The organism is Octadecabacter antarcticus 307, assembly GCF_000155675.2.
GTDB classification, from domain to species: domain Bacteria; phylum Pseudomonadota; class Alphaproteobacteria; order Rhodobacterales; family Rhodobacteraceae; genus Octadecabacter; species Octadecabacter antarcticus.
This window is the reverse complement of record NC_020911.1, coordinates 3,275,169-3,295,491: the sequence shown is the minus strand read 5'-3', so window position 1 is coordinate 3,295,491 and position 20,323 is coordinate 3,275,169. Positions and strand designations below refer to the sequence as shown.

General features: G+C 56.1%; 20 protein-coding genes. 8 read left to right on the top strand and 12 right to left on the bottom strand.

Annotated elements, in window-relative coordinates; translation table 11 throughout:
- Positions 1–8: 8 nt before the first annotated feature.
- The 5 genes from fumC to OAN307_RS16840 all read right to left on the bottom strand — a co-directional run bounded on the left by fumC (position 9) and on the right by OAN307_RS16840 (position 5,364).
- Positions 9–1,400: a class II fumarate hydratase gene (fumC, locus tag OAN307_RS16860; RefSeq protein ID WP_015500824.1), complete on the bottom strand. Its 1,392-nt coding sequence runs from the start codon at positions 1,398–1,400 to the stop codon at positions 9–11.
- 95 nt (positions 1,401–1,495) lie between these two features.
- Positions 1,496–1,927 carry an SspB family protein gene (locus OAN307_RS16855; RefSeq protein ID WP_044044890.1) on the bottom strand — a complete coding sequence of 144 codons (432 nt, stop codon included), beginning with the start codon at positions 1,925–1,927 and terminating at the stop codon, positions 1,496–1,498.
- A gap of 104 nt (positions 1,928–2,031) precedes the next feature.
- Positions 2,032–3,270: a chromate efflux transporter gene (gene chrA, locus OAN307_RS16850; RefSeq protein ID WP_015500822.1), complete on the bottom strand. Its 1,239-nt coding sequence runs from the start codon at positions 3,268–3,270 to the stop codon at positions 2,032–2,034.
- Entirely contained in the window at positions 3,267–4,064 is a 798-nt protein-coding gene (locus OAN307_RS16845; RefSeq protein WP_015500821.1) for a chromate resistance protein ChrB domain-containing protein, read from the bottom strand. The genes chrA and OAN307_RS16845 overlap by 4 nt, the downstream gene beginning before the upstream one ends.
- A 121-nt stretch (positions 4,065–4,185) precedes the next feature.
- On the bottom strand, positions 4,186–5,364 hold the full coding sequence (locus OAN307_RS16840) for a cytochrome P450 (protein WP_015500820.1): 1,179 nt from the start codon (positions 5,362–5,364) through the stop codon (positions 4,186–4,188).
- A 109-nt stretch (positions 5,365–5,473) separates the two neighbouring features.
- On the opposite strand from OAN307_RS16840, the gene OAN307_RS16835 reads away from it, so the two are divergent.
- From OAN307_RS16835 to OAN307_RS16815, 5 genes are all read left to right on the top strand, one after another.
- Positions 5,474–7,291, top strand: coding sequence for a sensor histidine kinase (locus OAN307_RS16835; protein WP_015500819.1), 1,818 nt, complete (start codon positions 5,474–5,476; stop codon positions 7,289–7,291).
- Positions 7,288–8,532: a sigma-54-dependent transcriptional regulator gene (locus tag OAN307_RS16830; RefSeq protein ID WP_015500818.1), complete on the top strand. Its 1,245-nt coding sequence runs from the start codon at positions 7,288–7,290 to the stop codon at positions 8,530–8,532. Before OAN307_RS16835 ends, OAN307_RS16830 begins: the two co-directional genes overlap by 4 nt.
- Positions 8,533–8,747: 215 nt before the next feature.
- On the top strand, positions 8,748–9,761 hold the full coding sequence (locus OAN307_RS16825; RefSeq protein WP_015500817.1) for a DctP family TRAP transporter solute-binding subunit: 1,014 nt from the start codon (positions 8,748–8,750) through the stop codon (positions 9,759–9,761).
- Positions 9,762–9,840: 79 nt separating this feature from the next.
- Complete coding sequence (locus tag OAN307_RS16820; protein WP_015500816.1) at positions 9,841–10,575, top strand: TRAP transporter small permease; 735 nt, start codon at positions 9,841–9,843, stop codon at positions 10,573–10,575.
- A gap of 1 nt (position 10,576) precedes the next feature.
- A complete protein-coding gene (locus OAN307_RS16815) occupies positions 10,577–12,388 on the top strand; it encodes a TRAP transporter large permease (protein WP_015500815.1) in 1,812 nt (603 codons plus the stop codon).
- A 179-nt stretch (positions 12,389–12,567) separates the two neighbouring features.
- Here the strand turns inward: OAN307_RS16815 and tpiA are convergent, their stop codons facing one another.
- A complete protein-coding gene (gene tpiA / locus OAN307_RS16810; RefSeq protein WP_015500814.1) occupies positions 12,568–13,302 on the bottom strand; it encodes a triose-phosphate isomerase in 735 nt (244 codons plus the stop codon).
- Positions 13,303–13,366: 64 nt separating this feature from the next.
- Between tpiA and OAN307_RS16805 the strand changes: the two genes are divergently transcribed.
- Positions 13,367–14,263: an isopenicillin N synthase family dioxygenase gene (locus OAN307_RS16805; RefSeq protein WP_015500813.1), complete on the top strand. Its 897-nt coding sequence runs from the start codon at positions 13,367–13,369 to the stop codon at positions 14,261–14,263.
- Positions 14,260–14,847, top strand: a complete 588-nt coding sequence (locus tag OAN307_RS16800) for a hypothetical protein (RefSeq protein ID WP_015500812.1) — start codon at positions 14,260–14,262, stop codon at positions 14,845–14,847. The genes OAN307_RS16805 and OAN307_RS16800 overlap by 4 nt, the downstream gene beginning before the upstream one ends.
- Before the next feature lie 40 nt (positions 14,848–14,887).
- On the opposite strand, the gene OAN307_RS16795 is transcribed toward OAN307_RS16800, so the two are convergent.
- From OAN307_RS16795 to rimK, 6 genes are all read right to left on the bottom strand, one after another.
- Complete coding sequence (locus OAN307_RS16795) at positions 14,888–15,193, bottom strand: TfoX/Sxy family protein (RefSeq protein WP_275450656.1); 306 nt, start codon at positions 15,191–15,193, stop codon at positions 14,888–14,890.
- 17 nt (positions 15,194–15,210) lie between these two features.
- Positions 15,211–15,570, bottom strand: a complete 360-nt coding sequence (locus tag OAN307_RS16790) for a HesB/IscA family protein (protein ID WP_015500810.1) — start codon at positions 15,568–15,570, stop codon at positions 15,211–15,213.
- A gap of 23 nt (positions 15,571–15,593) precedes the next feature.
- Complete coding sequence (locus OAN307_RS16785; RefSeq protein ID WP_015500809.1) at positions 15,594–16,313, bottom strand: DUF3307 domain-containing protein; 720 nt, start codon at positions 16,311–16,313, stop codon at positions 15,594–15,596.
- Positions 16,314–16,362: 49 nt separating this feature from the next.
- Complete coding sequence (locus OAN307_RS16780; protein ID WP_015500808.1) at positions 16,363–16,968, bottom strand: MarR family transcriptional regulator; 606 nt, start codon at positions 16,966–16,968, stop codon at positions 16,363–16,365.
- Positions 16,969–17,034: 66 nt separating this feature from the next.
- Positions 17,035–17,397 carry an SUF system Fe-S cluster assembly protein gene (locus OAN307_RS16775; RefSeq protein WP_015500807.1) on the bottom strand — a complete coding sequence of 121 codons (363 nt, stop codon included), beginning with the start codon at positions 17,395–17,397 and terminating at the stop codon, positions 17,035–17,037.
- A gap of 132 nt (positions 17,398–17,529) precedes the next feature.
- The gene (rimK, locus tag OAN307_RS16770; RefSeq protein WP_015500806.1) at positions 17,530–18,930 is read right to left on the bottom strand and encodes a 30S ribosomal protein S6--L-glutamate ligase; all 1,401 of its coding nucleotides are present in this window, start codon (positions 18,928–18,930) and stop codon (positions 17,530–17,532) included.
- Positions 18,931–19,118: 188 nt separating this feature from the next.
- On the opposite strand from rimK, the gene tgt reads away from it, so the two are divergent.
- Entirely contained in the window at positions 19,119–20,249 is a 1,131-nt protein-coding gene (tgt, locus tag OAN307_RS16765; protein WP_015500805.1) for a tRNA guanosine(34) transglycosylase Tgt, read from the top strand.
- Positions 20,250–20,323 lie beyond the last annotated feature (74 nt).

Below are 20,323 nucleotides of genomic sequence, written 5' to 3'. Positions count from 1 at the left end.
TGTGATACTCATTTCGGGCCAATCATGTCCTCGGGTCGCACGACGCGATCAAAGGTTTCTTCGTCAACAAATCCCAGCGCCACCGCCTCAACCCGCAATGTCGTTCCGTTTTTATGGGCGGTCTTGGCGACTTTGGTTGCGTTGTCGTAACCGATTTCGGGCGCCAATGCCGTGACCAACATCAGTGATTCCTTCATCAGCTTGTCGATGCGTGCCTCATTTGCCTCAGTCCCCGCAAGCATCCGCAGGGTGAAACTGTCCGCCGCATCACCCAAAAGCTGCATGGATTGCAACAGGTTATACGACATCATTGGGTTGTAGACATTAAGTTCAAAGTGTCCCTGCGATCCGGCAAATCCAATTGCTGCGTCATTGCCGAGGATGTGCGCACAGACCTGCGTCATGGCTTCGGCCTGCGTCGGGTTCACTTTGCCGGGCATGATCGAACTGCCGGGTTCGTTTTCCGGCAGGATCAATTCGCCCAAGCCTGATCGCGGGCCAGAGCCCAAGAAACGCATGTCGTTGGCTATTTTGTAGCAAGCCATGGCCACTGATTTGATCGCACCCGACATGAACACCATGGCATCGTGGGCGGCCAAAGCCTCAAATTTATTGGGGGCGGTGATGAACGGCAGACCAACGATGTCGGCCATGTGTGCGGCGACGGTGGTGTCCCAGCCTTTGGAGGTGTTCAGGCCGGTGCCGACGGCGGTGCCGCCCTGCGCGAGTTCATAAATGCCGGGCAGGGCCAGTTTGATACGTGCGATGCCGTTGCGGATTTGCATGGCGTAGCCGGAAAATTCCTGCCCCAGAGTTAGCGGTGTCGCGTCTTGCGTGTGGGTGCGCCCGATCTTGATGATGTCTTTGAATTTGGCAGCCTTGGCTTCCAGCTCATCTGCCAGCTTTTCCAAACCGGGCAGCATGGTGTCGCGCGTCGTCATCGCGGCAGCGATGTGCATGGCCGTTGGAAATGTGTCGTTGGACGACTGGCCCATGTTGCAGTGATCGTTGGGGTGGACTGGGTTTTTTGACCCGATTTCGCCGCCCAGCATTTCGATTGCGCGGTTTGAGATGACCTCGTTGGCGTTCATGTTAGATTGCGTGCCGGATCCTGTTTGCCAAACTACCAATGGGAAATGCTCGTCGAGCTTGCCGTCGATCACTTCGCCAGCGGCTGCGATAATGGCGTCTGCCAGTGTCCTGTCAAGCTTGCCTGACGCCTTGTTTGCCATGGCGCAGGCCTTCTTTATGACCCCCAATGCGCGCACAATCGCAACCGGCTGCTTTTCCCAACCGATAGGGAAATTCATCAGGGATCGCTGCGTTTGTGCGCCCCAATAACGGTCGCTTTGGACGTCAAGCGGGCCAAAGCTGTCGGTTTCAGTACGGGTCTTGCTCATAGAATGGTCCTCACGCAGGGGGATGTGGTTCTGTATACAGTTGCATGCCGTTTAGCGGCGCGGCCCGTGCGTCGCAACCAAACAATCCGCGCAAATTACTTGCGGAACTGATCCAAAGACACGACATCAGCGTCCTTTTTGGGCGCATCTTTTTCGGGTTCTGCCATGACATCCATCGGGGCTTCTGGTGCGTCGCCGTCTTCGTCTTGGGCTTCAAACCGCAGGCCGAATTCAACGGACGGATCGACGAATGTTTTGATCGCATCGTAGGGCACATACAAAGGTTCTGGCTTGTCACCAAAGCTCAGCGTGATTGAAAACCCTTGGTCGGTGACTCTCAGGCTTTCGTATTGGTGCTGAATCACGATTGTCATTTCACCCGGGTAGCGGTCTGACAGCCAATCGGCGATTTCGACGCCTGGATGCATGGTGTCAAAGGTTATGAAGAAATGATGATTCCCAGGCAGGCCTTTGGCGCACACGTCGGTCAAGACCTCAAGGATAAGCCCGCGCATCGCTTTGTGCATCAGGTTGCCGTAATCGATTTTATGAATTGTATTGGACACGGGGCAGCTCCGGATTTTCAGACATGCCCACCATACGGGGTTCTGGGCCGGATAAAAGGGGGGGATTAGGTCAATGGCATCATCGCGATGCCCACAGCTGCCATAACAGCCAGCGTCCGTATCATCCCCCATTTGCGCCACAACAAAAGTGCGCAGGCAAGCATGGTCAGCAGCGCAGCGGCGATATTGAACGACGACCAGACGGGCGCGAGGATGGACACCATGCCAGACGAAACGGCGACGTCTTTATACATCACGTGTGCTGCAAACCACAGCGATAGGTTGGCGATGACACCGACGACAGCGGCGGTGATTGCGGCCAATCCAGCGCGTATGCGCGGGTAGCCATCAAGCCAATCAATGAGCGGCGCACCGGCGAATATCCAGATGAAACAGGGCACGAACGTCACCCACAATGTCATCAGGCCCGCAAGAAACCCCAATGCCCAGCCTCCCTTCGCTGTGCCCGCCAGAAGGCCGACAAATTGTGTCACCAAAATCAGTGGGCCGGGGGTGGTTTCCGCAAGACCAAGCGCGTCGATCATTTGTGGTGTGGTCAGCCAGCCGTAATCTGTCACCACCGCTTGCGTCATATAGGCCAGCACGGCGTAGGCGCCGCCGAACGTCACAAGCGCGAGTTTCGAGAAGAACAGCCCGATTGCCAGCAGGAATGTCGCGCCTGCGATCCAAGCCAGAAAAAGCGGCGCGACCCACAAACACCCGCCGACAACGGCTGGCGCGATGGATTGACGCCACGGCAGGGCGGTTTTCACCGAGGAATGATCGCTGCAAGTCCAAGCGCCATAGGTGGCCGCCAGCACGATCACGACTGGAAACGGCATGTTGAAAAGGAACAATGCCGCAAACGCGAGGGCCGCAACGATGCGGTGATCGCGACGCCCCAATGCGCGGCCAAGCAGCTTTATGATCGCCTGCACCACGATGATAATGACCGCCGCTTTAATGCCAAGAAACGCCGCTTGCACCAGCGGCAGCGCGCCAAAGGAGGCGTAGGCAAAAGCCAGCACGCCGATCAGCAACGCACCGGGGAGGACGAACAAACCACCCGCAATAAGTCCACCGCGCAGCCCATTCAATTTCCAGCCCGCGTAGGTCGCCAATTGCATCGCTTCTGGGCCGGGCAACATCATGCAAAACGAAAGCGCTTTGAGAAAATCGGCTTGGCTTAACAGTGGACGGTCATCTACCAGTTCTTTTTGCATCAGGGCGATTTGGGCGGCTGGCCCGCCGAATGATAGGCACCCAATACGGCCAAAAATCTGCACCATTTCCTGATTCGTCATGATGGGTCCAACAGACTTGCGTGGATTTCATGGGCACCATCAAGGGCCCAGCGGTACAGCGCATCATACAGCGGAATGGCGGCGTCTAGTTGCGGGTGATCATCGTGATTTATCCGCGACAGACCAACGGAAAACGCAAGTAAACTAGCGGCTTGCGGGGTGTCGTCGCTTCCTGTGTCAGCGGCGCGGATGACTTGGGACAGGCGATTCAGCGCGTCAGTGCGCAGATCAAACAAGTCGAGCATGGCATCAAACCTGCAAAGGTCGCCGTGGCGGGTCAGCGCCACATCGGGGATGTCGAACGGCGTGGCGTTGTAGCGACCTGCAACACCCGCCACTTGGTCGGGGGACACGAACATGAATTCTGCACCGCCGTCGACAAAACGGCGGATCAGCCACCGGCAGGCAATACGATCAATCTTCGGGCGATGCCGTGTGACCCACATGTTGGACGCGGGCAAAGCGGCAAACGGAATACGCGGTGCATTCGCCATTTCGCGCCAACCATACATGTCACCTGCGAGGTATTGCGCATCAACGCCGCGTCCGCGCAGGCGCGATTTCAGACCTTGGCTGAGTTTGATGCCCAGCTGACAGGCCGCAATACATGCGTGCCCGTCAAGTCGTGCAATCAAGCCTCCAAGGTCGGAGTGGGGATGGCAAAATGATCGTGGGATCAGAAACGGATCTTCGGCAAAATCGGGATCGATTGAGATATCGACGATCGCAGGACAGTCGGGCATCCCGATCAGGCGTAACATTTCTTTGCAGTTGATTTCGTTTGGGGCAGCCATAGCGCATGCTTCCTTTCGGTGAACATGCGAACCTTTTGCCCCAATTCTACACGACTGGGCCTCACGGGGGTGTTCGCGGTGCGCCCCTTGGCGGTTAATGTGGCGTCCTGTTGGCGCGGGGTCAAGTGCGGACGTGCAAGGCCTGAAGCCCGTGAAAGTGGTAGGTGTCGCCATATTGTGGCTGCACTGTCAGGCGCAGATTTGGGCATCGGTCAAACAAAACCTGCAACGCCACGCGCAATTCCAGCCGTGCCAGCGGTGCGCCGACGCAAAAATGGATGCCGCCGCCAAAGGCTACGTTGACTGGACCTTTGCGGGTTGGATCAAACGTGTTCGGATCGGGATAGGCTGCTGAGTCACGGTTGGCGGCCCCGAGCAGACATTTAACTGTGTCACCGCGTTTGAACGCATGGCCAAAGACCACGCAGTCCTCAATCACGTAGCGATCAAACATGTGCAGCGGCGGGTCAAACCGCAGGGCTTCTTCTACGATCTGCGCATCCACCGTGCGAATATCGCGGTCCAGCAGGGTTTTGACGGTGTTGCCCAAGGTGTGCACGGTCGCCTCATGGCCGGCATTTAGCAGCAGGATGCAGGTGGTGATCAATTCGTCCGTTGTCAGTTTTTCACCGTCCTCTTCGGCGGCAATCAGGTGCGACAACAGATCATCAGCGGGGGTTTTGCGTTTTTCGTCAACATATCCGCGCAGGAACGCAACGAAGCTATCGGTTGCAGCGACGGCTTTGTCTTCGACGGCGCGGGTGCGACCGCTGACATACATCGAAACCATCGCGTTGGACCACGCAAGCAGATCATCCGCGCGGGTTTCCGGCACCCCTAGAAGGCGGGCAATGATGATCACGGGAACGGTGCGGGCATAGGCGTTAAGCAGATCGAATTCCCCGTTTGGAAATTCGTCGATCAACTGGTGGCACAGCGTCGCAATCTCTGGTTCTAATTCTGCAATTCGGCGCGATGTGAAGGCACGCAAAACCAGACCGCGCAGACGCGTGTGGCGCGGTGGGTTCAACTCCAACATCGAATGGGATTCGACCGCGTAGAACGGGGCGATGTGGGCGGGGATTGCAGGTGCGAATTCGGCAGGAATTTCGCGCCCCATGCGTTTGTCTTTAAGGCATGCCGCGACAGCCGCGTGCGACACAGCACAGACTGCGCCGTAATCGGTCCAATAAAACAAATCCCCCGTACCCCAATCCCCCGCGGAACGTGCCGCTTCATAAAACGGGTAGGGGTCTTGCACGAAGGTGGGATCGGTGGGTGATTGGGTGAGGCTTTGCATGGCTGTCTGATGCCAGTGAGAATTGTCCTTTGCAAGGAGCGTCGTGATTTGTCCTTTGCAAGGAAGGACACCTCTGGTCTTTACAAGCCTTGGTTCCTAGTCTCGCCACATGTCAAACGCCTTGCACACTCGCATCATAGCAGTCGTGACCTTTCTGGTCGCAGTAACGGCGTTGTCGGCGGGGGTCGGATGGGTCGGTTATATGTCCGCACTTGATCAGTTAGCACAACGGGGCCGGTCCGATCTGGCGCTGGCGTCGGACCGCCTGACAGGTGAGTTGCATAGCTACCGTGAATTGGCCGTGTTGATGGCGGATCATCCCACAGTTGCGGCTACGGTGGACGGGGACTGGGACAGGGAAGCGACTGGGGTGGCAGATTTGTTGCGTCAAACGGCTGATAAGACAGGTAGTTTGGATATTCTGGTGGTGTCTGTTGGCGGGCGCGAATTGGCGTCCGCGTCAGGCAATGGCGCTGAGATCCACGCGGATCAACCCTATTTTACCCGCGCGATGGATGGCGCGCTGGGGGTGTTTCACCTTGTACAGGAACGCTACGACAAGCGCACGTTTCTGTTTGCATCGCCGGTGTTTTCGGACGCCGGCCCTGTGGTCGGGGTGGTGATCGTTGTTGTTGATGTTGATGCGGTTGAGTCCGTTTGGCGCGGCGCGCGGCCAACAGTTTTCTTCACTGATGAACTGGGTGTTACGTTTATTTCCAACCGCTCCGAAATGGTTTTTATGGCCCGCGAGGTCGAAAGCACGACACGAAGCGCGACGGCCGAATATGCGCCGGACTTGCCGCGCCCCTTCATGACTCATTCGATCGTAGACCGTCGTGGTCGTGCGATTTGGACCGTGCAGGGGCAACGCTACGTGCCACGTAAGGCGCTGCATTTGTCGTTGGCGCTGCCCGAAATTCAGATGACCGGTGAAGCGTTGTTGGACGTTGCACCCGCGCAGCTTCTTGCGCAGTTGCAGGCGGGGGTTGCGGCTGCGATCTGTCTGGCATTTGGCGCGATGTTGTTTTTGGCCACAGAACGCCGCCGCACCTTGGCGGATGCCAACGCCAAGTTGGAAGGCGCGGTACAGACCCGCACTGCAGAATTATCCCACGCCAACGCCGAATTGCGCCACGAAGTTCGTGTACGCACGGAGGCAGAGGCGCAGCTTAAGAAGGCGCAAAGCGATCTTGTGCAGGCGGGGAAACTGTCCGCGCTAGGGCAAATGTCTGCTGGGATCAGCCATGAGTTGAACCAACCGCTGATGGCCATTCGCAGCTACGCCGAAAATGCCGAAAGTTATTTGGAACGTGGCAATACGGGCGTCGCGGGTGAGAACCTTAGCCGTATCGCCGACCTTGCCCGCCGCATGGGGCGCATCATCCGCAACCTGCGCAGCTTTGCAAAACAAGAAAGCGAGGGTCTGACAGATGTGGACCTGCGTTCGGTCATGGTGGCAGTGTTGGAGATGACACAGGCGCGGGCAAAATCCAGTGGCGTGGACATAATCTGGACCGCCCCTGAAACGCCGCTGATCGTGCGCGGCGGAGAGGTGCGTTTGCAACAGGTTGTGTTGAACCTCGTGACCAATGCGATGGACGCAATGGAAGGCCAGAGTTTTGTCCGACGCATCGAGATTGACACCGAGCAAGTGGATGGGCGGGTAGAGCTGTTTGTGCGCGATACGGGTCCGGGTCTGGACGAACCGGACCGCATTTTCGATCCGTTCTATACGACCAAGAAGGTGAACCAAAACGTAACAGAACAGGATGGCGTGGGGCAAAATGGTATGGGTTTAGGGCTGTCGATTTCTTATGGTTTGGTTCAAAGCTTTGGCGGTATGATCCGTGGTCGCAATCACCCCAGCAGCGGTGCGATTTTCACTGTGACATTGGATGGAACACACCCTCGAGAGGCCGCGCCATGAGCACCCATGTTTTGATCGTTGATGACGAACGTGACGTCCGTGAGGCCTTGGGCCAAACAGTTGAACTGGCCGATTTGGTACCCGTAAGGGCGGGATCTTATGTTGAGGCCAAGGATCATATTTCCACCAGTTTTGATGGGGTGATTGTCACGGATATCCGTATGCCCGGGCGGGATGGATTTTTCCTGCTGGACCACGTGCGAAAGGTGGATCCGGAATTGCCGGTGATTTTGCTGACGGGCGAAGGTGACATTCCTATGGCCGTCAAAGCGATGTCAGAAGGTGCCTTTGCATTCTTGGAAAAACCCTGTGGTGCCAAGGAGTTATTGGCAGTCGTTGCGAAAGCGTTGCAGGCGCGAACACTGGTTATTGAAAATCGCCGCCTCAAGCTGGAACTGGATCGCGGCGATGCGGCGGCGCGGATGCTGGTTGGTGTGTCCGCGATGTCAGATGCATTGCGCGGGCGGGTTCGCACAGTTGCCCGCACCAACGCTGAAGTCTTGATCACGGGCGAGCCGGGGACCGGAACGCCAAAGATCGCCGAAGTAATCCATTTGTTGTCAGGCGCCGCCAGTCGCCCCTTTGTCAAGCGCCCTGCGGCGCAATTGTCAGCGGTTGATTTGGCGGCAGCTTTGCTTGAGGCTGGTTCCGGCACGCTTTATCTGGATGAGGTCACAGCGTTGGCGCCCGCCGTGCAGTTTGCACTGCTTGAAGCCTTAGAAGTGGGCGGAACAGTGCGGGTTTTGTCCGGCACATCACGCGATATCGTTGACGAAGTGGCGCAGGGGCGGTTTAGCACGGACTTGTTCTATCGCCTCGATTTGATGCGGGTGCATGTGCCCGCACTGCGTGAACGGCCTGAGGATATTCCGGCGCTGTTCCGCCACTATGTCGCCCAAGCCTGCGAGCAGGCGAATTTAGTTGAACCGCAAATCACCCAAGATGTCATTGCGGGGCTGATGGCGCAGGATTGGCCGGGCAATGCGCGCGGGCTGATGAACACCGCGATGCGGTTTGCCTTGCGCATTTCGGGCGGCACTGACGAGGACGCTTTGGTATTAGGGAAGGGCAGCGGGTTGGCGGAACAGCTGGCGCAGGTGGAACGGTCGTTGTTGATCGAAGCCCTGCAGCAGTCTGAGGGGCGGTCTGGCGAAGCCGCTGATGCGCTGAAACTGGCGCGCAAAACGTTTTATGATAAGCTGACACGCCACCGGATCAAACCCGAGGATTTTCGCAGCTAACTGTGCGGTTTTCCACACGGTTGGCGGTAGCAGGCGTGTGACAATCCGCGTTGATCGTTTATAAAGTGTGACTTTGTTCGTTTTTTATAGTTCTTAACCAATGCTTTGGCGGCTTTTGGAGTCTTCTCTTCCTCGTGGCCGACATTTCACCCTTTATAGGCGGGTGGTCGGCCCGGGAGGGGTCGGACCGATTAAAATTCCTAGGGAGTAAACCAATGAAGTTTCTCATGAATGCAGTGTCCATCGCTGCTTTGACGGTGTCTGCTGGTGCCGCATTTGCGGACGGCCATGAAGGGTGTGATGACGGCGAGATCGTTGTTAAGTTTAGCCACGTCACCAACACCGACCGTCACCCAAAAGGCATCGCGGCAACATTGCTGCAAGAACGGGTGAACGCTGAAATGAACGGTGTGATGTGCATGGAAGTGTTCCCGCAATCGTCGCTTTATAACGATGACCAAGTGCTTGAAGCGATGCTTCAGGGCGACGTTCAACTGGCCGCACCATCGCTGTCCAAGTTCGAAGCCTTCACCCGCCAGTTCCGCATTTTCGATCTGCCGTTCATGTTCACAAACATCGACGCGGTTGATCAATTCCAAGCGTCTGAAACAGGCCAAGGCATGCTCAATTCCATGCAGCGTCGCGGCCTTCAGGGTCTGGCGTACTGGCACAATGGCATGAAGCAGATGTCGGCAAACGTGCCGCTGGCATTGCCAACGGATGCAGAAGGTCTGAAGTTTCGCGTTCAGGCGTCTGATGTTCTTGTCGCACAGATGGAAGCCATGGGCGCATCGCCGCAACCAATGGCGTTTTCCGAAGTATACGGCGCTTTGCAGACAGGTGTTGTCGACGGTCAGGAGAACACATGGTCTAACGTTTGGGGTCAAAAGTTCTTTGAAGTTCAAGACGGGACGACAGAAACCAACCACGGCATCATCGACTATCTTGTTGTGACGTCTGTTGATTTTCTCGACTCTTTGGACGCCGATGTGCGCGACCAGTTCCTGACCATTCTGGATGAAGTCACGACGATGCGTAACGCTGAATCCTTTGCAGTGAACGAGGTTGCCAAGCAGTCCATTATCGACGCAGGCGGCACCATTCTTGAACTAACGTCAGAGCAGCGCGCAGTTTGGGTTGAGACAATGAAACCCGTCTGGGAGCAGTTTGTCGAGGACGTAGGCCAAGACAACATCGACGCAGCACAAGCGATCAACGCGGCGCTGTAAGCCGGAGTTTTGATTGCATTACTTCTGGATCGGCCATTTTAAGTGGCCGATCCGCACACGTCGCGCAGGGGGGCGAAACATGTCTGGGGCCGATCATCCGAAAAGTCGCGCGGGCGCGATTGTTCACACGCTCGAAGAGAGCATTATTGCAGTGCTGCTTGGCTTGATGACAGTCGTCACGTTCATCAACGTCGTGATGCGCTATGGATTTAACAGTCAGCTGATTTGGGGGCTTGAGCTTACGCTCGTCCTGTTCGCATGGCTGGTTTTGTTTGGTATTTCGTACGGTTTCAAAGTGGTTAGTCACCTTGGGGTAGACGCGGTTTTGAATTTGGTTGGGCCGAAATTACGCAAACGCATGGGCATTTGGGCGTCACTGGTTTGTATTTTCTATGCCATGCTTTTGTTGAAGGGCGGCTGGGACTACTGGGCGCCGTTTGCCGGATTGGACGCCACCACTGGGCGGGTCATTCCGGGAATCGTCCGGGCCGAAGATGGTGCTGGTTTGTTCGGGTTCACCTTTGGTGGTTTCTTTGAAAATACGCGCGATCAGGGTTGGTATGAAACGGAACAACTGCCGATCCCGTTTGGCCAGACGTGGTTGGAAAACACATTCAACGTCGGTGAGCCTTATGAAAAAATGCCGCGTTTTATTCCCTATATGATCGTTCCGTTCGCAATGGCGTTGATGTTGTATCGTCTGGTGCAGTCGCTGGTGCGTATTTTGCGCGGTGAAATTGATATGATTATCGTCAGCCACGAGGCTGAAGATGCAGTCGAAGACGCGGGAAAATCCCTGAGTGAGGACACATAAAATGGATGTCGCAATTCTATTCGGGATGGTGATTGCCCTCCTTGCCATTGGCGTGCCGATCGCAGTGTCCCTTGGCCTTTCCTCGACGTTGTTCTTACTGGTGCTGTCAGACAGTTCTTTGGCGTCGGTGGCGCAGTCGCTGTATCAGGCGATGGCAGGGCATTACACGCTACTGGCGATCCCGTTCTTCATCCTTGCGTCGTCATTTATGTCGACGGGCGGCGTGGCGCGGCGGATTATTGATTTTGCGATCGCCGTGATTGGCCACGTGCGCGGTGGTTTGGCGATTGCGGGTGTGTTGGCCTGTATGTTGTTCGCAGCATTGTCTGGATCATCGCCCGCGACCGTAGTGGCCGTTGGATCAATCGTGATCGCAGGCATGGTCAAATCTGGCTACACTAAGGATTTCGCAGCTGGCGTGATTTGTAATGCGGGCACACTTGGCATCTTAATCCCGCCATCGATTGTGATGGTGGTTTACGCCTCTGCGACGGATGTGTCCGTGGGTCGGATGTTCCTTGCAGGTGTGATCCCCGGCCTGTTGGCGGGGTCTATGTTGATGGTGACAATCTATGTCATCGCGCGCATCAAGAACCTGCCCAAAGGCGAATGGCAGGGGTGGGAGCAGATTTTTTCCTCAATCCTTGATGCGTCATGGGGGTTGTTCCTGATGGTTGTGATCTTGGGTGGCATCTATGGCGGCGTGTTCACACCCACCGAAGCGGCGGCCATCGCATCAATCTATGCGTTCATCGTGTCGATCTTTATCTACCGCGATATGGGGCCGCTTAAGGGGCGGTCTTGGTTACCCGAAGGGGAGGCGGACATCGGTCTGTTGGGACTGCGCGTTTGGGGTTTCACGTTGGTGACGTTCATTCTTTACGCGGTTGGTTGTTTTATGATGGGCCAGCCAATGTGGATAGCCTTTGTCGCGGCGGGCGCGTTTTTTGTGGTGGCCTTCGTGCTGGCCTTACTGATGTCCAAAGCGGTGCCTGCGGGCAAGGGTTTGCAATTGGCCACCGTGGCTGTTGCGATCTTTGGCGTGATGCCGACGTTATATTTGATCGTGCGGATCATCGCGGGGGATGCGGCGACGTTGTTTGCGATCATCCAGATCATCGGGTCAATCTTTATCATTCTGCTGCCACCAGCGGTGTTCACGTTTTCATTGGTGCGCGGTGCGCAGCGGTTGGCGGTTGCTGGCGGCGGGTTTGGGCAGTCGATGATGGTAGGCGGCAAGAACCTTGTCCGCGCGAACGTCGAGAATGTGATCTTTGCGATCCCCGCGTTCTTTCACCGTGACACCAAGGCGACCCTGCTTGAGGCGGGCAAGCTCACGATCATGCTGATGTTCATCATCGCCAATGCGCTGATTTTGAAGCATGTTCTGACGGATGAACAGATTCCGCAACACATCACCGAGGCCATGCTGGCCGCAGGGTTGGGCCCTGTCACCTTCCTGATTATCGTCAACATCATTCTGTTGATTGGTGGCCAGTTTATGGAACCGTCCGGCCTTATCGTGATTGTCGCGCCACTGGTGTTCCCGATCGCAATCACGCTTGGCATTGACCCCATTCACCTTGGTATCATCATGGTCGTGAACATGGAAATCGGGATGATAACGCCACCTGTGGGACTTAACCTTTTCGTCACATCTGGTGTCGCGAATATGTCGATGATGCGGGTCGTGCGCGCGGCGCTGCCGTTCCTTGCGGTGCTGTTCGTGTTCTTGATTTTGATCACTTATATCCCATGGCTGTCCACAGTACTGCCGACCGCCTACATGGGGCCGGAGATTATAACGAACTAGCCGCCCTTATCCCATAAGGTGGAATCCGGTTCTTGGATTAGATAAGGGGGATGACGGTAGTCAAAGGAGCGCTACTGCGCATTCTAGATACGAAAAACTGAAAGGCGACGCTCAGAAGTTGGGGCGTCGCCTTTTGTTTTTGTGGAATAGGTATTTTTTAACCAAAGAAGCGGAAAGGCTTAGGCGCTTTGCTCGAGGGCGGTAATGATCGGGGAGAAGTCGGCGGCTTTGAGGGAGGCACCGCCAACCAATGCGCCATCGACGTTCGGCAGCAAAAAAATTCCACCGGCGTTGCTGGCTTTGACAGAGCCGCCGTAGAGGAGGCGCATGGCAGTTCCAGCCGCGCCAAAGCGTGCTTCAAGATAAGCCCGCAGGGCCGCGTGGACGGCTGCGATTTCATCAGGGGTTGGTGTGAGCCCTGTGCCGATGGCCCAGATGGGCTCATAGGCAATTGTCGTTGTTTCTGGGGTGGCCCCGTCGGGAATGGAGCGGTCCATTTGCGCGCGCAAAACATTGAGGGTTTCGCCATTGCGGTATTGGGCTTCGGATTCGCCGATGCACAATATGACATGCAGTCCTGCGTGCCATCCCGCTGCTGTTTTGGCCATGACCAATGCGTCGTCTTCGTGGTGATCGGTGCGCCGTTCGGAATGACCTGTGATGACGTAGGTTGCGCCGGCGTCTACGATCATCGGGGCGGAAATATCGCCCGTGTGGGCTCCGGACGTGCTGGGGTGGCAGTCCTGGCCGCCGATGGTCAGACCCGTCGTCGTCATGCGGCCAAGCAGCGTCGCAGGGCCGCAAATCACAACATCAACGCTGGCATCGCCGTGGGCTTTTGCCAGCGTGTCCAGATCTGGCAGATCTTCCTGCGTTCCGTTCATTTTCCAATTGCCTGCGATCAGTTTGCGCATCTCACTCTCCTCATTTGATGTATCATGATGTAGCAAGTGGGGAGTGTAAGCGAAAGGGTAGGCGATGATCCCGAGGATTGATGCGCAGGCATTGTTGGAAGCTGACAGGTCGGTCGTTGAACAGGTGCGCGTGGCGGCCCACGAAGTCGGTTTTCTGACACTGCACAACACGCCTATTCCGGCGGGTGATATTGCAGACGTGTTCGCGGCGTATCGCAGCTTTTTTGCGCTCCCCACGGCACAAAAAGACGTGGTCGACATGGCGCGGACTGGATCCAACCGGGGTTGGGGTGCTGGCGGCAGTGAACAGGTCGATCCGCATGCAAGCCCTGATTATAAACAGATTTTCGATTCAGGATTTGAGGTGGCGGGGTCTGATTTGCCCGCATATGCGCCCAATCAATGGCCGGTGCTGCCTGTTGGTTTTCGCGTTGCGATTGAGAATTACTATGCCCGTGCACTGGCGTTTTCTGGCGATGTTCTGGCCGCTATTGTGGGTGGGATTGGCGATGATGAGGGGTATTTCCGTGCCCAGTTCGACCAGCCCATGGCCCTGCTTCGGGGCAATTATTATCCGCAACGTCCCGCGTGGGCGGGAGGCAAAGATTTTGGCATCGCGACGCACACGGATTACGGCTGCCTGACATTGCTGGCCATGGATGGCACACCTGGATTGGAAGTGCGCAGGCGCGGTGGCGGGTGGAGCCCGGTGTCTGCGCCCGTTGGGGAGTTTGTGGTGAATTTCGGTGAAATGCTTGAAATGTGGACGAAAAAGCGCGTCGTGGCAACGCCGCACCGCGTTGTTGGTGGTGCTGTTGAACGCATGTCTGTGCCTTTGTTTTACAACCCCAATGCATCTACCAATGTGGCCCCAGTCGGGTCAGGTAAAGTCATCCGAGCTGTCGATCATTTGCAAAGGCGCTTTGATGAAACCTATCTGCATTTGAAGGATAAGCCATGATCACCTGTCTGCATACGGCCCAAGCCCATGTGGCGACATTCGGGACCCTATTGCCCGACGCTAAACACGTTGTGCGGGCTGATTTGCTGGATCGCGCGTGGGCCGATGGCGTGGCGGCTTTGGCGGTTGAGGTGACAGCGTTGCTGCGAGAACTGGCACAATCGGGGCCAGTGTTGTGTACCTGTTCGACCTTGGGGCCGTTGGTGGATTCGGTTGGGATGGACAAAATTGTGCGGATCGACCGGCCTGCGATGGTTGCAGCGGTGGCGCATGGCGGCGAGGTCGTTGTGGCAATCTGTCTGGAAAGTACGCGGGCAACGACGTTGGCGCTGTTTGACCACGTGTCGGCAGGCCGCGCTGTGGCAAAGTTGGTGCTGTGTGATGCGGCTTGGCCGTATTTTGAGGCTGGCGATTTGATAGGTTTTGCAAATTCAATTGTGTCATCTGTCACGGGGCAGGGATCGCGGGTCTTGTTGGCGCAGGCGTCGATGGCGGTGGCGGCGCCAGAGCTTGAGGCGCAAGGCATCACTGTTTTCACAACGCCGGTAGCTGCAGCGCAGGCGGTCGCCGCTCTCAACGTCTAGGTTGGATTACAAGTGTGCCAAGGCGCGACGTTAGGTTGGATTACAAGTGTGCCAAGGCGCGACGTGCCAAATCGCAGGCCTCATCTGGATTATCGAGCGCACTGTCGGGCAGTTTCCAATACGGCATCGCCGTCGGTTTCGGTGAATTGTCGCGCTGATAGGTCCACCGGGTCATGCCCATCGCGTCGAGTGCGTCTTTGAATGCACCTGCACCCTTGAGCATCGTGCCATCGTCAGAATGCACGATTGCAAAAATGGTTTCGTCTGAATAACGACACAGGTCCCGCATCATTTTATAGCTGTTGAGCCGCCCTAGATCAGAGAATAAATCGGCTGCGAATTCAATCTATTCTGGGGTGACGCTCATATGCTAAGACTTTCGTCGAACTTGATCGACTCACCGCAACCGCAGGCCTCTGTGACGTTGGGATTGCGGAACTTGAAACCGGATTCGAGCAGGGAAACTTCGTAGTCGATTTCCGTGCCGAAAAGGAACATCTGCGCCATAGGTGCGATCATCACGCGCGCGCCGTCCTGTTCCACGACTTCGTCCAGCGGATCGACGTCAGCGACGTAATCCATGGTGTATTCCATGCCTGCACAGCCGCCTTTTTTGACCCCAATGCGCAAGCCTTGGTTGCCCTCTTTGGCCATAAGCTTGGCGATCTGGATCGCAGCTTTGTCAGTGATGGATACTGCTTGTTTGCCTGGAATGCCGAACATATTAAGTCTCCTTTAGGTATAATCTAGGGTGCTGGTGGCACGATCTCAAGGGGGGGAAGGTGGACGAGTGCGGCCTGTGTTGCGAGAGCAGCAAGGATGGCCCAACCAAATGAGGCGAGCGTGCCGATAATAACGTATTCTGCGGTGCGTTGATCGCGCGACGCGGTACCAAAACGCAGGATGGATTTCGCGCCGATTAGGAAGCCAACTGCGATCGGGAGGTTTGTGAGGATAAAGAGGACGATGAGCCCACGTTCGAGCAGCCCTATCTGGCGGCCACCATCACGTAAACCATTGTTACGTATGTGCATTGTATGTGGTCGCATCAGCAGTGCGATGGCATGTTGACCTGCCGTGAGCGTGACGATGAGGCCTGTGAGAAGTGCCATAGCTGGGAGAATCCAAGGATGCGTGGCCCATGCGCCCGTGATCCAAAGGGTCGGGGCAAAGCTGGCGATCCCTGCGATGGTTGTGATGTGGGCGATTTGGTCGACCATGAATGCTGTGAAGGTGCGAAAGCCGCCGTAAGTTTTGATGCAATCGATGATCAAGTGGGCCACCGTGAGCGCGAGCAGTTCTGGCGCAGCGAATTGGCCGGTTGTTGCTTGGGCTGTTAAAAGGACAATGGCGGTGTGCAGGGCCATGACGCGCGGGTCGCGTCTGTGTTTCACCATTGCGCTGTTTTGCAGCATGAAATCGGCAAGGACGTGGGCGAAGATCAGGGCTGTGAACGTCGCGATCATGGGGTTGCCTCTGCAAGTGATTTGACCTTCTTTTTGGAAAAGAAAGTCATTATGCTTGCTCCTCAATTGCGGTGAGGGCGGCTTTGATTGCGGGGTAGCCTGCGGCGTCGAGGGCTTGGCCGACGGCTTGGCGGGAGATGCCGAGGATACGCGCGACTTCTTTTTGTGTCCAAGATTCAGCTGGATGGAGAAAGGGAGCAATCGCGCGGGCCTGCGCAGTGGTCCAGCTGCGGCTAATATAGTCTGCGAGAACTGTTGCGGCATGGTGTGACCCACCTGATGCATGGGCCATGAAGTGATCGTCTGACATGGTGTCCAATGTGCGACCAGATATGATAAATGTTGGTGAAGTTGCCTTAGAAATATCTTTATTTTCAAGGCTCTCACTACCTAATGCGATGGCAATACGGGTTTCATACTTGTCATTTCGCGCAAGGAGAACTGCGCGAAATAGAAGTGCGACCCGTAATGCCTTTCGTCGATTAGTGAAGGTGGCCTGCCATCCGTCACCGCGATGAATATCAAAGTGAGGAGGTCCTGCCACAAGTTGAAGATTACTGCTGGCGTCAGCTAGAATCTGGCCAATTTCAAAAAGCTCAGCTGCCGACAGCTCAGTCGACCCGACAATATCACCTGTAAGAACACAAAGTGCCATCTAACACCTACTTAAAAAGCAAGCTATATTGCTTTCTTTTGTAAAATGCAAGCTAAATGGCTTTCTCTACATAAAGCCCAACTCAAGGCGGGCTTCATCGGACATCATGTCCATGCCCCATTGTGGTTCCCAGACTAATTCCACATCGACAGTTTTGACGCCTGCCAAGGGTTCAATCGCGTCTGCGACCCAGCCGGGCATTTCGCCTGCTACAGGACACCCTGGTGCGGTGAGTGACATAAGCACTTTCACCTCGTTCTCGTCATTGATTTTGATCGTGTAAATTAACCCAAGATCTTGAATATTAACAGGAATTTCTGGATCATAGACGGAGCGGCATGCCTCAACGACATTGTCGTAAAGCGGGTGATCCGTGGTGGACGGCTGGATCAGCGGAGTGCCTTCCATCGGGGTATTTGCATCGGACATGTCAATTATTCCTGTAATTCCTGACAAAACATATAGGGATTAGAATCGCGGGCGTAAAGGGCTGCGTATGCGGCAAACCCACACGTTTTGTACAAAAATTGGCTCCCGATTGCATGGTAGGTACAAAATCAGTCAGAGCTTTTTGCGCGTGGCCTTGAGCGGTGCGGGGCGAACTTGATTTTCGATGTGATCAAACAGTTGGCCCGCGAGGTTTTTCTTACTCGCGGCTTCGATGCCTTCAAACCCCGGCGACGAATTCACTTCGAGGATTTTCGGCCCGTCGTTTGAGCGCAACAGGTCAACGCCCGCCAGCCCAAGGTTGAACGCTTTGGCGGATTTAGTTGCCATGCGGCGTTCTTCGGCTGATATCTTGCAGCTTTCGGCTGTGCCGCCACGGTGCAGGTTTGATCGGAAATCATCGCCCGCCGATTTGCGGCGCATCGATGCCACGACTTTGCCGGCGACAACGAAGCAGCGGATGTCTTCGCCGCTGGCTTCTTTGACGAAGTCTTGCACCAAGAAATTCGCCTTCAACCCGCGAAACGCGTCGATCACGGATTCGGCGGCTTTTTTAGTTTCGGCAAGCACGACGCCTTTGCCTTGGGTGGATTCCAGCAGTTTCACGATCAGGGGCGCGGTGCCGACCAGCCCGATCAGGTTGGACGTGTCTTTGGGGGAGGCCGCAAACGCCGTCGTAGGCATGCCGATTTTGTGACCTGCGAGGACCTGATGTGCGTGCAATTTGTCGCGGCTGGCGGTAATGCCAGCGCTGCCGTTGACGCAATAGGTGCCGAGCGTTTCAAACTGGCGCAAAACGGCGGTGCCGTAGGACGTGACGGAGGCGCCGATGCGTGGAATAACAACATCGTAGCGGGGCAGGCGCGCGCCGTCGTAATGGATTTCTGGGGCCAATGCGTTGATCGCCATGTAGCAGCGCGTTGTGTCAATGACTTCAACAACATGGCCGCGTTTTTCGCCCTCAAGCACGAGGCGTTTGGTGGAGTAGCTGTTGGGTTCACGACTGAGAACACAGACGCGCAGTGCGCGGCTTGGCGTAACGGACTTGATGCGTTTGGCCGAATAAACGTCGTAGCTGCGTTCAGGACGCAGAAAGCGGTCGGTGGGCATGACGATGACGTCATCGCGCAGGGCTTGGCGGCCCAACAACATGCGGCTGGACATGCCACCACGGTGCGTCAGTGTCACTTCGATCGGCCAGCTATTGCCGTTGCCCGCGTCGAGCATGGTTTCAATCACATAGCGCATTTCGGTTTCGCCGTTGGACGACGTGACTTCGCGGCGATCTACCACCAACGCAGAACACGGGATCGTCAGATCATCGCGGTCTGGTACCGGATGGATCGCAAAGCGCACCTTGGGTTTGGCTGCAGGTCCAAAGGTTTCGATGTCAAAGGCATGTAGCGCCGACGTGCGCGCACCGGTGTCGACCTTGGCCTTGATTGTTGGCAACCCGAGGTCGGGCAACCCGAACCACTCTTCCCAGCCAAGTTTGATTGTGGTGTCATCGCTCATGGGTTGCGTTCCTTCGGGGTTTGTCAGCGGAGAAGCTAACAGGTGTGCGCCGAATTAAAAGCTGATGCTGTTGCAGCCCTAAATAAGTGTTGCGGTTTCGTGTAGACGTGCACGTCGTGAGAAGGGTCTTGGGTTTGCGTGGCATTTCGGGTAGCGGCAAGCCTGTTATTGGATAAAGGCGGACCCCTATGACTGTTCCTTTTTCGTTTGATCTGGCAGCCACGGACGGGGCTGCGCGCACAGGCGTGATGCACACCCCGCGCGGCGACATCCGCACGCCTGCGTTTATGCCTGTGGGCACGGCTGCCACGGTCAAGGCGATGATGCCCGAAAGCGTGCGCAAAACCGGGGCGGATATTTTGCTTGGCAATACTTATCATTTGATGCTGCGTCCCACGGCGGAACGGATTGCGCGGCTTGGCGGCTTGCACAAGTTCATGAACTGGGACCGCCCTATTTTGACAGATTCGGGTGGATTTCAGGTGATGAGCCTCGCGGGGATGCGAAAGCTGACTGAGGAAGGCGTTGTGTTTCAAAGCCATTATGACGGGTCCAAACACAACCTGACGCCGGAACGGTCGATGGAGATTCAAGCGCTGCTTGGGTCCGATATCGTGATGTGTTTTGATGAATGTCCAGCATTGCCAGCGGATCGCGCGCGCCTTGAGGACTCTATGCAGATGTCGATGCGGTGGGCCAAGCGGTCCCGCGTGGCCTTCGGGGGTCGCCCTGGACATGCGCTGTTCGGCATCCAGCAGGGCGGGTTGGATGAGGGGTTGCGCAAGCAATCAGCGGATGCGTTGCAGGAGATTGGGTTTGAGGGATACGCCGTCGGCGGGCTGGCCGTCGGTGAGGGGCAGGAGGCAATGTTCGGCTGTCTTGATTTCGCGCCGGATCAATTGCCCACACAAAAGCCGCGCTATTTGATGGGCGTCGGCAAACCGGATGATATTGTTGGCGCAGTAAAGCGTGGCATTGATATGATGGATTGCGTTTTGCCGAGCCGATCAGGGCGCACGGGGCAGGTGTTTACCCGCAATGGCGTGCTGAACATCAAAAACGCGCGTCATGCGGATGATCCTCGGCCGCTGGATGAGGGATGTGGCTGTCCGGCGTGTAGCAACTATTCCCGCGCGTATTTGCATCATGTGTTCCGCAGCCAAGAAATGATTTCTGGCATGTTGCTGACGTGGCATAACCTGACGTATTTTCAGGATATCATGGCGGGAATGCGCAATGCGATTGCGACGCAGACGTTTGCGGCGTGGGAGGCTGATTTCCACCGTACCCGCGCGCAGGGGGATATCGATCCGCTGTAAAACCTAACCTGTTTTGGGGGCGTGCGGTCTGTTTTCAATGCTAGTCTGCGGGAACACAGAGCGGGAGTAGGGCA